The 13580-nt window shown below is 57.5% G+C and carries 9 protein-coding genes; 8 read left to right on the top strand and 1 reads right to left on the bottom strand.

Annotated features, from left to right (window positions below):
* Nucleotides 1-672: 672 nt before the first annotated feature.
* The 4 genes from ileS (at nt 673) to ndk (ending at nt 6325) form a co-directional block, all read left to right on the top strand.
* Nucleotides 673-3963: an isoleucine--tRNA ligase gene (gene ileS / locus M3668_RS00310; RefSeq protein ID WP_251378850.1), complete on the top strand. Its 3291-nt coding sequence runs from the start codon at nt 673-675 to the stop codon at nt 3961-3963.
* Nucleotides 3963-5390, top strand: coding sequence for a bifunctional folylpolyglutamate synthase/dihydrofolate synthase (locus M3668_RS00305; protein ID WP_251378849.1), 1428 nt, complete (start codon nt 3963-3965; stop codon nt 5388-5390). The genes ileS and M3668_RS00305 overlap by 1 nt, the downstream gene beginning before the upstream one ends.
* Before the next feature lie 7 nt (nt 5391-5397).
* On the top strand, nt 5398-5835 hold the full coding sequence (locus M3668_RS00300) for a DUF4233 domain-containing protein (protein ID WP_251378848.1): 438 nt from the start codon (nt 5398-5400) through the stop codon (nt 5833-5835).
* A gap of 76 nt (nt 5836-5911) precedes the next feature.
* Nucleotides 5912-6325 carry a nucleoside-diphosphate kinase gene (gene ndk / locus M3668_RS00295; RefSeq protein ID WP_251378847.1) on the top strand — a complete coding sequence of 138 codons (414 nt, stop codon included), beginning with the start codon at nt 5912-5914 and terminating at the stop codon, nt 6323-6325.
* Nucleotides 6326-6379: 54 nt separating this feature from the next.
* Here ndk and M3668_RS00290 read toward each other — a convergent pair whose 3' ends face one another.
* Nucleotides 6380-7006, bottom strand: a complete 627-nt coding sequence (locus M3668_RS00290) for a vitamin K epoxide reductase family protein (protein ID WP_251378846.1) — start codon at nt 7004-7006, stop codon at nt 6380-6382.
* Nucleotides 7007-7561: 555 nt separating this feature from the next.
* Between M3668_RS00290 and M3668_RS00285 the strand changes: the two genes are divergently transcribed.
* The 4 genes from M3668_RS00285 to obgE all read left to right on the top strand — a co-directional run bounded on the left by M3668_RS00285 (nt 7562) and on the right by obgE (nt 13401).
* Entirely contained in the window at nt 7562-10612 is a 3051-nt protein-coding gene (locus tag M3668_RS00285) for an Rne/Rng family ribonuclease (RefSeq protein ID WP_251378845.1), read from the top strand.
* Between the two features lie 403 nt (nt 10613-11015).
* The gene (rplU, locus tag M3668_RS00280) at nt 11016-11327 is read left to right on the top strand and encodes a 50S ribosomal protein L21 (protein ID WP_251378844.1); all 312 of its coding nucleotides are present in this window, start codon (nt 11016-11018) and stop codon (nt 11325-11327) included.
* 57 nt (nt 11328-11384) lie between these two features.
* The gene (rpmA, locus tag M3668_RS00275) at nt 11385-11642 is read left to right on the top strand and encodes a 50S ribosomal protein L27 (protein WP_237204060.1); all 258 of its coding nucleotides are present in this window, start codon (nt 11385-11387) and stop codon (nt 11640-11642) included.
* Nucleotides 11643-11796: 154 nt separating this feature from the next.
* The gene (obgE, locus tag M3668_RS00270; RefSeq protein WP_251378843.1) at nt 11797-13401 is read left to right on the top strand and encodes a GTPase ObgE; all 1605 of its coding nucleotides are present in this window, start codon (nt 11797-11799) and stop codon (nt 13399-13401) included.
* Nucleotides 13402-13580: the final 179 nt, after the last annotated feature.

Genomic DNA, 13580 nt, shown 5'->3' with positions numbered 1-13580 from the left:
AAGCACTAAGAGAGCTTAGTGGGCCCGTAGGGGGCAGGCGCTGACGCTGGGCGCCAGTAAGGCGTAAGGCGAGCGCTGGGTAAGGGCCATCAGAGGCAGAAGTAAGAATTGTAATTTAGGTTCCCCTGCTCACCACGGCGAGGTGCACTAACCCGCTATTTTGTGGTGGGGCGTCCGTTCCTCCACCACATCTTGTACTCACATCTCTGTAATTTACCGGGCACCCTGGTGCCCGCTCGCGGTAAAACAGAAAAACCCGTTAGACAGCTACAGCCCCTGCCCCTAAAATGGGTAACAGTTGCAAAGACCCGGCTATCACCGGCGAGCAATCTGGAAGAACAGGTTATACCTGCATACCCCCGTATTCGTTGCGACGAGGGGAGTGCGCGGAATAGATGTAACCCCAGTAGAACCAGACGGGTAGGCCCGAAATAGCTGTCATGAAGCGACTGATAACCGTTTCGGTACTGCGCCGGTCACCACCCTAGTGTGATGACCGGCGCAGCCCTACACCTGCTGGCTCCTGCGCTGGCGGTGAGGGCGTATCGAAACGGTTACTTCAGTAAGCAAGGTGGTACCGCGCCACACAACCCACTGCCTCGGCAGTAAAGGTTGATGCAGCGTCCTTGCACCCGAGAAGATTTGTTAATCATCCAACGAACAGGGCGCACCATGACTAACCAGCCTGTCTACCCCAAGGCAAGTGCCACCAACGCTTTCGGCGTTGCTTCTTCACCCAACTTCCCGCACCTCGAAGAAGCTGTGCTGGACTACTGGAAGAAGGACGGCACCTTCCAAGCCTCCATTGACAACCGCAACGCCGGTGAGAACGGTGCTAACGAATTCGTTTTCAATGATGGCCCTCCCTTCGCTAATGGCCTGCCCCACTACGGTCACCTGCTCACCGGCTACGTCAAAGACCTGGTCGCCCGTTACCAGACCCAGCGCGGACATAAGGTAGAGCGCCGCTTCGGATGGGATACCCACGGTCTGCCCGCTGAGCTAGAAGCCATGAAGCAGCTGGGCATGACTGATAAGCAGCAAATCATCGAGATGGGCATCGACAACTTCAACGACGCTGCCCGCGAATCCGTGCTCAAGTACACCAAGGAATGGGAAGAGTACGTTACCCGCCAGGCTCGCTGGGTAGACTTCGAGAACGACTACAAGACTCTGAACGTAGAGTACATGGAGTCGGTTATCTGGGCCTTCAAGCAGCTGCACGATAAGGGCCTGACCTATGAGGGTTTCCGCGTGTTGCCTTACTGCTGGAAAGACGAAACTCCGCTCTCAAACCACGAGCTGCGCATGGACGATGATGTTTATAAGGACCGTCAGGACCCTTCCGTCACCGTAGCCTTTACCATCACCGCCGACAATTCTTTGGCACAGCACAAGGACATCGCAGCCCAGCTAATCGGTGCTGAAGCGCTCGCCTGGACCACCACTCCTTGGACTCTGCCCACCAATGAGGCTCTGGCTGTCGGCCCCGATGTTGAGTACTCGCTGGTCGCCGCCGCCGGTGATTTTGCTGGCCGCAAGTTCCTGATTGCCACCGACCTTCTGGGCTCCTACGCCAAGGACTTGGGCTTCGAAAGCGCTGAAGAAGCAGCCGAGGCTGTTACCGCCACTTTCACTGGCTCTCAGCTAGAGGGCGTCCGCTATGCTCCCCTGTGGGACTACTTCACCGACGCTGAGAAGTTTGGCACTGGTGCAGCCTGGCAGATTGTGGTCGCTGACTATGTCACCACCACCGACGGTACCGGTCTCGTTCACCAGGCACCTGCCTACGGTGAAGATGACCAGAAGGTCTGCGAAGGCTATGGCATTCCCGTCATTCTTTCCATCGACGAGGGTGCTAAGTTCCTGGACTATTTCGCGGATGAGTCCCTGGCTGAGGGCGCACCTCTACGTGAGATCGCCGGTGTGCAGATTTTCGACGCTAACCGCACCATCATCAAGGCCCTCCAGGCAGACGGCACCTTGATCCGCGAAAAGTCCTACGTGCACAGCTACCCCCACTGCTGGCGCTGCCGCACTCCGCTGGTCTATCGTGCTATCACCTCCTGGTACGTGCGCGTCACCGACTTCAAGGGCCGCATGAGCGAGCTCAACGTAGACATCAACTGGATCCCTGAGAACGTGAAGCACGGCCAGTTCGGTAAGTGGGTAGATAACGCCCGCGACTGGTCAATCTCTCGCAATCGCTTCTGGGGCTCACCTATCCCCGTCTGGGTTTCAGATGACCCCAACTACCCCCGCACCGACGTCTACGGCTCCCTGGCTGAGCTAGAAGCCGACTTCGGTCGCCTGCCCCTGAACAAGGACGGCGAGGTGGACCTGCACCGCCCCTACATCGACGAGCTGACCCGCCCCAACCCGTCCGACCCCACCGGCAAATCAACCATGCGCCGCGTTGAGGACGTCCTGGACGTCTGGTTTGACTCAGGTTCCATGCCCTTTGCCCAGTTCCACTACCCCTTTGAAAACAAGGAATGGTTCGAGGCTCACTACCCGGCGGACTTCATCGTGGAGTACATCGGCCAGACCCGCGGCTGGTTCTACACCATGCACATCCTGGCCACCGCCCTCTTTGACCGCACCGCCTTTGAAAATGTGATTGCCCACGGCATCGTGCTGGGCTCGGACGGGCAGAAAATGTCCAAGTCCTTGCGCAACTACCCGGATGTGTCCGAGGTGCTGGATCGCGATGGTTCAGATGCCATGCGCTGGTTCCTGATGTCCTCACCCATCCTGCGCGGTGGCAACCTGATTGTCACCGAACAGGGTATCCGTGAGGGCGTCCGCCAGGTCATGCTGCCCCTGTGGAACGTCTACCACTTCTTTGCCCTTTACACCAACGCTGCTCACGGCGGATCCGGCTACGAGGCAAAGCGTGTTTCTGATGCTGAGCACGTGATGGACCGCTTCATCCTGGGCAAGACCCGCCAGCTGGTTGCAGATATCACCGAGGCCATGGATGCCTACGACGTCTCAGCTGCCTGCGATCTGCTCCGTCAGTACACCGATGCGCTAACCAACTGGTATGTACGTCGCTCCCGCGAGCGCTTCTTCGATGAAGACACCGCGGCTTTTGACGTGCTGTACACCGCTCTTGAAACCTTCGTGCGTCTGGCTGCACCCTTGTTGCCCCTAACTGCTGAGGAAATCTACCGCGGTCTGACCGGTGAGCGTTCGGTGCACCTGACTGACCTGCCCAGCGTTGATGACTTCAAGGATGAATCAGAGCTCATTGCTCTGATGGAGACTACTCGCGGTGTGGCCTCTGCCGGCTCAGCGCTGCGTAAGGCTAACAAGCTGCGCGTGCGTCAGCCCCTAGCCTCCCTGACCGTTGCTGCTGCAGGCGGTAAGGAGCTGGCTGGAACTTTCGAGAGCATCATCGCAGACGAACTGAACATCAAGGCTGTTGAACTGCTGGACGCCGCGGAGGTCAGCCCCGCTGACTTCGGCATCTCCCAGCAGCTCAAGGTCAACGCTCGTGCGGCTGGCCCGCGCCTGGGCAAGCAGGTTCAGGTCGCCATCAAGGCCTCCAAGAACGGGGACTGGCAGGTTCTGGAGGACGGCACCGTAGTAGTTGGTGCCGACAAGATGGCACTGGAACCTGGCGAATACGAGCTCGAGACTGTCGTCGCTGAGACCGAAGAATCAGCAGACCGTGCTGTTTCCGTTCTACCCGGTGGAGGCTTCCTGGTGCTGAACACCGCTCTAACCAATGAGCTGATTGCTGAGGGCACCGCTCGCGATGCTATCCGCGCTATCCAGCAGGAACGTAAGGACAGCGGGCTGAACGTCTCAGACCGCATCGATCTGACCCTTGCCGCTCCGGCAGAGACCCTGGCAGCCGTTAAGGCTCATGAGGCTTTGGTGACCGGTGAAACGCTGGCGCAGAGCGTGACCTACACCGAAGCAGACCAGCTGACCATCACCGTAAAGAAGGCATAATGCCCAACGACAACTTAGATTTTGATTCTGTGCTTGACCAAACCCCCGCCGAAGCCCTCCCTTACCAGACGGACGCCCTCGGTGTGGCAAGGGTCTACGCAGACCTGCTGGCCCGCGCACCCGAAAATAAGTTGGCACCCCGCTTAGATGCCATGCGTCGTGCCGTTGAAATCCTGGGTTCACCTGAAAAGGCAGCCCCGGTTATCCATATCACCGGCACCAACGGAAAAACCTCCACCGCTCGTATGATTGAGCGCCTGCTCATGGCCCACGACATCCGCACCGGGCGGTACACCAGCCCCCACCTCTCCAAGGTCACTGAACGCATCAGCATCGACGGTGAACCGGTTGCTGACACCACCTTTGTTCGGGTTTGGGACGAAATCTCCCCCTACCTGGCCATCGTGGACTCTGAACTGGAGGCAGATGAGCAGCCCCGCATCACCTACTTCGAAGCTGTAACCCTCCTGGCTTTCGCTATCTTCGCCGATGAGCCGGTAGACGTCATCGTCCTAGAGGTCGGTATCGGCGGCAGCTGGGACGCCACCAACGTCGCCGATGCTACCGTCTCGGTCATCACCCCCATCGGGCTGGACCACACCGATATGCTGGGGGAGACCCTGGCAGAAATCGCCGGTGAAAAGTCTGGCATTATCAAGCCCGGTAGCTTCTTGGTCTCCGCAGTTCAGGAGCCAGAAGCCGCCCAAGTTCTGCTCGAAGCAGCCCGGGCCAACAACGCTGACTACCGCTTCGAAGGCGTAGAATTCGGCACCGTCGAACGCACCGCCGGCGTTGGTGGACAACTGCTGACTATCCAGGGCTTAGCGCAACGCTATGAAGGCATCGCTTTACCCCTCTTCGGAGAACACCAGGGGCAGAACGCCGCTGTTGCGCTCGCTGCCGTAGAAGCGTTTTTGGGAGGCGGTGAGAAGGAACTTTCAGAAGATCTGGTCAAGCAGGCCTTCGGAAGTGTCACCTCACCGGGGCGTCTTGAAGTAGTTGCCACTGAACCGGTGGTGGTAGTGGACGCCGCTCATAACCCGCACGGGGTGCGAGCCAGCGCAGCTGCCTTCAAGGAATCCTTTGCCCTCGAAGAGCTGCACCTGGTGGTCGGCATCCTGGGTGAAAAGGACGCCGCCGAAATCTTTAGCGTCCTGCGCCAGGGCTATATTGATACCACCGAATACAGGGTCAAACTACACCTCACTGCCTCGGATTCGCCGCGGGCCATTGCACCGGCAACCCTGCAGGGGCTAGCACTTGATGCAGGCTTTGACGAAGAGGACCTTGAGACTTACGAGAACATTCCCGACGCTGTTTCTGCCGCTCTAACGGCCGCGGCGGACGTCCCCAACCTCAATTCAGCAGTGCTCATCACCGGCTCCATCACGGTCGTCGGCGAAGCCCGCACCCTGCTGGGGCTCTAGGAGAACCATGGCTAAAATGACGCGATCCCAGCGCGAATGGCGCCCCGGGCAAAAGAAACCGGCACGCTCCATCAAGGTCATGTTCACTTCCATGGTGCTCTCCCTTGAAGCCCTGGTAGCTTTCTTCGCCACTCTTGCCATTTTTGGGCACAACTTCAACGAACCTACCAGCACCAGAATCTTGATTTGGGTGCTGGGGCTCTTGCTAGTAGTAGCTTTTATCGTCACCCCTGCTTTCTTGAAGAAGGGTTGGGGCTACACATTTGGCTACGTGCTTCAGGTGCTGCTGCTCCTAGTTGGTTTCGCCCTGCCCTCCATGTTTTTCGTCGGTGCAGCCTTCGCAATCGCCTACTGGTTCGCGGTAACCCGCGGGGCCCGCCTGGACGCCGAAAACGCCGTACGTGCCAAAGAGCAAGCTGAGTGGGAAAAGGCTAATCCCCTCTAATAAAGCAATGCTTCTCACCAGGCAAACCGCCCGGTAAAGTGAGGTAAGACCACCAAACCTTAGAACGGGGACATTAATGACCGAACGCACCCTTATCCTTGTGAAGCCCGATGCGGTTGAGCGCAACCTGACCGGTGCCATCCTGGCTCGCTTTGAAACCAAGGGGTACAAGCTCTTAGCCCTTTCCTCTATGGAGCCCTCCCGTGAAACCCTGGCAGCTCACTATGCTGAGCACGAGGGTAAGCCCTTCTACGAGCCGCTGCTTGAATTCATGTCCTCCGGTCCTATCGTAGCCGCGGTCTTCGAAGGCGAGCGCGTCATTGAGGGTGCCCGCACTATCATGGGCCCCTCAGACCCCACCGTGGCTCCGGCAGGCACCATTCGCGGTGACTTCGGACGTGACTGGGGCGAGAAGGTGCAGAAGAACTTGGTGCACGGTTCTGACTCAGTTGAATCAGCAGAGCGCGAGATTGCTATCTGGTTCGCCTAAAATCAGACATAAAAATGGGGCCCTCACCGATCGGTGAGGGCCCCATTTTTCTTCTTAGAACATGTTGACGATGATGTCGAAGAATCGAATGACAATGATGCCATAAATCAGGATGTAGAGCAGAACGATGGTGAACCAAGACCAGTTGGGGGCAGCTTCGCGCACTGACTGGGGAAGGTTGAAGACACCGGCGCTGATATTGCGGGCGGTTACCTTCACGAAGATAGGAATCTGCATCATCCAGACAATCATGCAGAAAAGGCAAAGAGCATTGATTTGGAAGGTCGTTTGGTACCAGAGCCAGAAGACAAAGGCTAGGGCGAGGCCATGGCCAATGTTCATGGCAATCCAGTACCACCGGCTAAAGCGGGCACCAGAAATCAGTGCCGTGGCGATAGTTATGGTGATGGCGTAGCCGGCAATACCGATGAAGGGATTAGGGAAGCCGAAGAGCTCCGCTTGCTCGGTGCGCATCACCGTGCCGCAGTTGAGCAGGGCGTTGACATCGCAAATAGACTTATGGCCGGCGTCCATAAAAATTTGCAGACGCTCATAGACCAGCATGGAGGCTGCGCCGAAGGCAATAATGCCGCTGATCAGTATAAACCAGCCCAGCCTCCGGTCAGCTGCTGGGTTGGTGTAGCCTGTCTCGAGTGTTTCATTAGCCTCTAGTGAAGACACAAAAAGTCCTTAGGATTGCGAAATTGTTTGTACCCCATAGTACGGGCAAGCAGCTGGCGAGGGGCCCTGCTGCGCTAAAAATTGTGTTTTCTTTAGCAAGTTCACAGAATCAGGTGGGTGCGCTCCCACAATGTTAGTTCAGAGAACTTTCATGCTGAAATAGTTTCTTTGCGGGCGCCCTGATGGCGGTGCTGGTGTGAAAAGGCCCTTGCTGTGAGAGAATGGTAAGCGGCAGCTATCCGCCCGCACGCGGAAGGGCTGCCCAGCGTATTCCCCGAACGAGTTCATGTACCGCCGCAGAGACCTGCGGCGAAGATGGATTCCCGCACAAGACTGGCACGCGACGTGTTGGCTCGGGAGAGATGCGCTGGCCCGGTATTTTCGGTATGGAGCAGAAGCCTACACCCCTACTGAATACTCGCACAGAAGCTCGAGAACACCGGGTAGCAAGGTTTTCGGTGAACCTCCTACACTGTCAGGGGGGATTACCGACGATAAGAACCAGCCCGCGGTGCGGCTAGCGGCACACCGAATTTAAAGGAGAAACTGCAGCACATGACGAGTGAAAATAAAGAGGGTGCTTTGGCCCCTGAAAACGACCATAACCAGCCCGCCCAGGCTGCTCAGCCACATGAGGCTCAGCAGGACCAAACTCAGGCAGATAAGAAGAACACCGAAGAGGCTTCAGCTGAAGAGGGCGTACTCGAGTCCCCCACCGGGGAGACCGCAGCTGAGAAGACCCAGCGTGAGCTACTTGAAGAAGAACTTGCTCAGCTGACCAAAGCTGCCAGCACCTCATCCCTGCTTTTTCATGCTCCTGACATTGATGAGATTCTTGAAAAGGCGCGTGCTGAGCGTGAAGCTCGCCGCGCAGCAGAGGAAGCTGCACGACGCGAACGCCGTCTGGCAGATCTTGACCCTGAAATTACCTCCCACCGCCGCCGCCGTCGCCGCCGCGGCGATGCTGACCTAGAGTTTGAGGGAGGCACTGAAGATGACCCTGAAGATACCGTCGTTAAGGTGCGCGCCCCACGCCTGTCTGATTCTCACAGCTCTAACCGGGTGACCGGGGTGCGCGGCTCAACCCGCCTGGAGGCCAAGCGTCTGCGCCGCCGCGAAACCCGCGCTACCGGCCGCCGCCGCCAGGTCATTACCGAGGCAGAGTTTTTGGCGCGCCGTGAATCCGTTGACCGCCAGATGCTGGTGCGCCAAAAGGATGATCGCATCCAGATTGGTGTGCTTGAAGACGGTGTTCTGGCTGAGCACTTTGTTTCTAAGACTCAGCAAGATTCGCTGATTGGCAACGTTTACCTGGGTAAGGTTCAGAACGTTCTGCCCTCCATGGAAGCTGCCTTTATTGATATTGGCCGTGGCCGCAACGCGGTGCTCTACGCAGGCGAGGTTAATTGGGATGCCACCGGCCTGGACGGTGCACCCCGCAAGATTGAAAATGCACTGAAGGCCGGAGATTCTGTGCTGGTTCAGGTCACTAAAGACCCCATCGGACATAAGGGCGCCCGACTGACCAGCCAGGTCTCCCTGCCTGGGCGCTACCTGGTGTACGTACCCGGTGGTTCCATGACCGGTATCTCCCGCAAGCTGCCCGATGTGGAGCGTACCCGTCTCAAGCGCATCCTGAAGGACCGCCTACCCGAGGACGCCGGCGTTATCGTACGCACTGCAGCCGAAGGCGCCAGCGAAGAAGAGCTGACCAACGATATCAACCGACTGCGTGTTCAGTGGGATGAAATCAAGGAAAAGAGCGAGAGCCGCAAGGTTCTTGCCCCCGAGATGCTTTACCAGGAACCCGACCTGACCATCAAAACCGTGCGCGATGTCTTCAACGAAGACTTCACCTCCATGGTCGTTCAGGGGCAGGACGCCTGGGACTCAATTGAAGCCTACGTCACCTATGTGGCTCCTGACTTGGTAGATCGACTCAAGCAGTGGGAGGAGGACGATGACCTCTTTGAGCATTACCGCATTGAAGAGCAGCTGCAGAAGGCCCTAGACCGCAAGGTTTACCTGCCTTCAGGCGGCTCACTGGTCATTGACCGTACCGAAGCGATGACCGTAGTGGATGTCAACACCGGCAAGTTCACCGGTAGCGGCGGCAACCTTGAAGAAACTGTCACCAAGAACAACCTAGAAGCTGCTGAAGAAATCGTGCGCCAGCTGCGCCTGCGCGATATCGGTGGCATCATTGTGGTTGACTTCATCGACATGGTCTTGGAATCAAACCGCGAATTGGTTTTGCGTCGCCTGGTTGAATGCCTGGGCCGTGACCGTACCAAGCATCAGGTTGCTGAAGTGACCTCTTTGGGCCTGGTGCAGATGACCCGTAAGCGTATGGGTACCGGTTTGCTTGAGGTCTTCTCTGAACCCTGTGAGCATTGTGCTGGCCGAGGTCTTTTGGTGCAGAATCAGCCCCTTGAAGGTCGTACCGGTGGCGCCTCTGACTTCATCCACCGTGCTGACCGCGATGATCGTAAGCGTTACCGTCACGAGAAAGCTGTTGCTCACCACGATGTGGTACATGAGGTTGAGGGTGATGATGACCCCAAGAGCGAAGCCCGCCGGGCGGCTCTTGCTAACATCGTTGCTGCCACCCAGCACAGCGAAGAGGGTGATGATGCCGAGTCGCGCTCAGCCCGCAAGCGTAAGCGCCGCAAGCGCAACCGCCGCGCTGACTCACATCAGGTTGAGGCTCAGAACAGTGAACAGACCCTCAGCATCGGTGATGAGGTCATTGAACTACCTGTTGCTGACCGCGATGATTCCGCCGAAGAAACTTCGGGGGAGCAGGGAGCGTTCACCCTCGAATCTCTAGCCGCCGTCTTTGAACAGGGCGACGACGAACAGACCGTCGGTGAGTCACGCGGTAATCGCCGGGGCGATGGTCAGCGCGGTGCTAAGAAGCCGCGCCGTGAGCGCACCCGCAACCGCGCTGACATTTCTGCGGATGATTTTGGTGCTAACTCAGATGCGTCAGTAGATGTTGACCCTGAAGCTGACTCACGTTTCACCCAGAACTCCAACCGTCTGGAAGCAATCCGTGCCGGCGAAGCTCGTGCGCGCGCTTCGCAGAAGGCTGGGCGTGAGTACGACCGCGGTGATGATGAGAACGGCGAACAGCGAGATTCCCGCGGTGGCCGCGAGGATCGTTCTCACCGCAATGATCGCTCTACCCGTGGGGATCGCAATGAGCGTTCTTCCGGTTCTCGCGGTGAGCGCCACCCCCGCCGTGCATCCTCCGGTTCAGGCCTTAAGTACGTGGCACCAGTTGAAATGGAAACTAGCCCTGCTCTCACCGGTGTAGCAACCCCGGGCAAGAAGGCTGAGGCTCCTGCAGTTGCTGAAACTCCGGCAGCCCAGGAACAGGCTCCCGTTGTTACCAGTGCTCCTAAGAAGCGCCGTTCACGCCGAGCTGTGAGCTCGGGTGCCGGTTCTACCGAGGTGCGCACTGAAGAAGTAGCTGCGGCAACCGGTAGCTCTGTGACCGCTTCGGTGACTGACGTTGCTCAGAAGGCAGCGACCACCGAGGATGCACCGGTCATGTTGGGTGTGGGCGTGTCGGCGGCTGATATCAAGCGCGATGGCAAATAAGCCCTCTTCGATAGGCTAAAGCTCTAGGGCGGCACTCCGGCGAAAACCGGGGTGCCGCCCTCTAATATGTGCCCAACATATGGGGAAGGGTATGAGCGATAACACGCCGTTTGACTGGGAATTAACTAGGCTCATTGCTTGCCCCCAGAGCTAAGAACCCCGTACAGTAGATGGTCGGTGCTGTTTTCACAAGCAAACGTTAGCGTGAGAACAGTGGAATATTTTGAAAAAGGTATTCAGCCGCGACGTAAAAATAGGTTCGCCTCAAAAACTTATTCGGCAAACGATGGGGGACCATTCCCGCGTTTAGTCGCCGGGTCAGAAACACGCCCACCTTCGGGTAGAGCCCGGCACCTGTTTTTACACACTGTTAAAAAAGACGTCAAGAGAAGTGAGTTCCCAAGTGGCATACGCAATTGTTCGCGCTGGCGGCCGCCAGGAAAAGGTCTCCGTCGGAGATCTCGTTACCCTTGACCGCGTCGCTGGTGAGGCAGGAAGCACTATTCAGCTTCCCGTTCTCATGCTGGTAGACGGGGACAAGGTCACCGTAGATGCAAAGACCCTGGCTTCGGCCAAGGTTACCGCTGAAAAAATCGAGGACCTCCGTGGCCCCAAGATCGTTATTCAGAAGTACAAGAACAAGACCGGTTACAAGAAGCGTCAGGGCTTCCGTGCCGAACTTACCACCGTCAAGATCACTGCGATCAACGCGTAAGTTCCCGTAGACTAGTTCTAAATCACAACCGATTTCTTCTACATAAGGTAGGCATCAATGGCACATAAGAAGGGCGCAAGCTCCACCCGCAACGGCCGTGACTCAAACCCCCAGTACCTCGGTGTTAAGCGCTACGGCGGTCAGACCGTCAACGCAGGCGAAATCCTCGTCCGCCAGCGTGGCACCCACTTCCACCCCGGCAACAACGTAGGCCGCGGTGGGGATGACACCCTGTTCGCTCTTGCAGCAGGTCAGGTCGAATTTGGTACCCGTAAGGGCCGCAAGGTTGTTAATATCCTTGCAGCAGCTGAGTAAGTTTTTATAAACTCACGCATTTGAGAGGGCACCCGCGTTTAGGCGCGGGTGCCCTCCCTTTTATTCCCCGCTCGGTCAGTCATCACAGATACGTAGTGAGTGTCTGCCTGTAGAATGGGGAACCAGATCTTATTTATTTCTCTAAGGAGCTTTTGTGGCTGATTTTGTTGACCGGGTTGTGCTTCATGTGACCGGTGGGCACGGTGGGCACGGCTGTGTGTCGGTTCGCCGTGAAAAGTTCAAACCCCTGGGTGGTCCCAATGGTGGCAACGGCGGTAAGGGCGGCGACGTCATCTTGCGCGTAGACGGGCAGACTACCACCCTGCTGGAATACCATCACAGCCCCCACCAGCACGCCACTAACGGCGATGTTGGCCGCGGCGACATGTCTCACGGCTTCAATGCCCCCGATCTTATTCTGCCGGTGCCGCAGGGCACCGTTGTGAAGGATAAGCAGGGCAACGTCCTTGCTGACCTGGTGCGTATCGGTGATGAATACGTAGCTGCTGAGGGCGGGATCGGCGGTAAGGGTAACGCTGCCCTGGCATCCACCAAGCGCAAGGCTCCCGGCTTCGCTCTGCTCGGCATTCCTGGCGATGAAAACGATGTGGTGCTTGAGCTCAAATCCATCGCGGATGTCGCGCTGGTGGGGTACCCTTCCGCCGGTAAGTCCTCTCTGATTGCGGCTATTTCAGCAGCCCGGCCCAAGATTGCTGACTACCCCTTCACCACCCTCATCCCTAACCTGGGTGTTATTCAGGCAGGCGATACCCGCTACACCGTGGCCGATGTCCCCGGTTTGATTGAGGGCGCATCTGAGGGTAAGGGTCTGGGCCATCGCTTCTTGCGCCACGTGGAGCGCTCTAGCGCCCTGGTGCACGTCATTGACTGCGCCACCCTTGAACCCAACCGCGACCCCATCTCTGATTTTGATGTGATTCGTGGCGAGCTAGAGAACTACGAGGTAGACCCCACCGCCGGTGTCACCGTGCCCCTTAACGAGCGTCCGCAGCTAATCGTGCTGAATAAGATTGATGTTCCCGAAGCACGCGAATTGGCGGAATTCGTCAAGCCCATGTTTGAAGAACGCGGCTTCAGGGTCTTTGAGGTGTCAACGGCTTCCCATGAGGGTCTCAAGCAGCTGACCTTTGCTATGGCTCAGATTGTTGAAGAGGACCGCAAGGCCCAGCGCAAGGCACGCAAGAACACTGTTGTTGCTGAGGACACTGTGGTGGTTAAGCCTAAGGGCTTCCGTTCCAAAAAGAAGCAGGAATTCATCATCCGCAAGGAAGAGCGTAACCTTGAGCCGCTCTTCCGCGTTATTGGTGAAAAGCCCGAACGCTGGATCAAGCAGACTGACTTCAACAACGATGAAGCGGTGGGCTACCTGGCGGACCGCCTTAACCGCCTGGGCGTTGAAGACCAGCTCTTCAAGGCTGGCGCTATCGCCGGCGATGCCGTCGTCATCGGCGAAGAGACTGACGCTGTGGTCTTCGACTGGGAACCCACCATGGTGGGTGGTGCCGAGTTGCTCTCAAGCCCCCGCGGTACCGATGTGCGCCTGGAAGAGCTGATTCGCCCAACCCGTGCTCAGCGTAAGGCGGAGTTCCACGAGCGTATGGACGCTAAGGCTGAAGCTCGCGCAGAGCTTGAAGCTGAGCGTGTTGCCGGTATCTGGACCGAATCAGTGGAAGAGATGAAAGCTAGCCGTCAGTCCAAAGCTAAGGCAGAAAAGAAAGCTGAAACCGAGACAGAGTAAAATCTATCCCGAGATTTGAGCGTCTCATTGCCGCCCATCGGTTGATACCGGTAGGCGGCAATGTTGTATATTCGAAGGGTTGTTGCGGAAGAGCATAGGAAGAGAAAACAGTGGATATTAAAACCGCTTTCCAGGCCAGCGCTGAAGGGCGGGGCAAGCACCGCCGTAGCCCCATTCTT

The organism is Rothia sp. P100 (assembly GCF_023712425.1).
Lineage (GTDB): Bacteria > Actinomycetota > Actinomycetes > Actinomycetales > Micrococcaceae > Rothia > Rothia endophytica.
The sequence above is the reverse complement of the archived record's forward strand: the minus strand, read 5'-3'. Positions and strand labels throughout refer to the sequence as shown.

Coding starts and splice junctions, on each gene's coding strand:
- ileS (WP_251378850.1), top strand. CDS start 673: ATGACTAACCAGCCTGTCTACCCCAAGGCAAGTGCCACCAACGCTTTC.
- M3668_RS00305 (WP_251378849.1), top strand. CDS start 3,963: ATGCCCAACGACAACTTAGATTTTGATTCTGTGCTTGACCAAACCCCC.
- M3668_RS00300 (WP_251378848.1), top strand. CDS start 5,398: ATGGCTAAAATGACGCGATCCCAGCGCGAATGGCGCCCCGGGCAAAAG.
- ndk (WP_251378847.1), top strand. CDS start 5,912: ATGACCGAACGCACCCTTATCCTTGTGAAGCCCGATGCGGTTGAGCGC.
- M3668_RS00285 (WP_251378845.1), top strand. CDS start 7,562: ATGACGAGTGAAAATAAAGAGGGTGCTTTGGCCCCTGAAAACGACCAT.
- rpmA (WP_237204060.1), top strand. CDS start 11,385: ATGGCACATAAGAAGGGCGCAAGCTCCACCCGCAACGGCCGTGACTCA.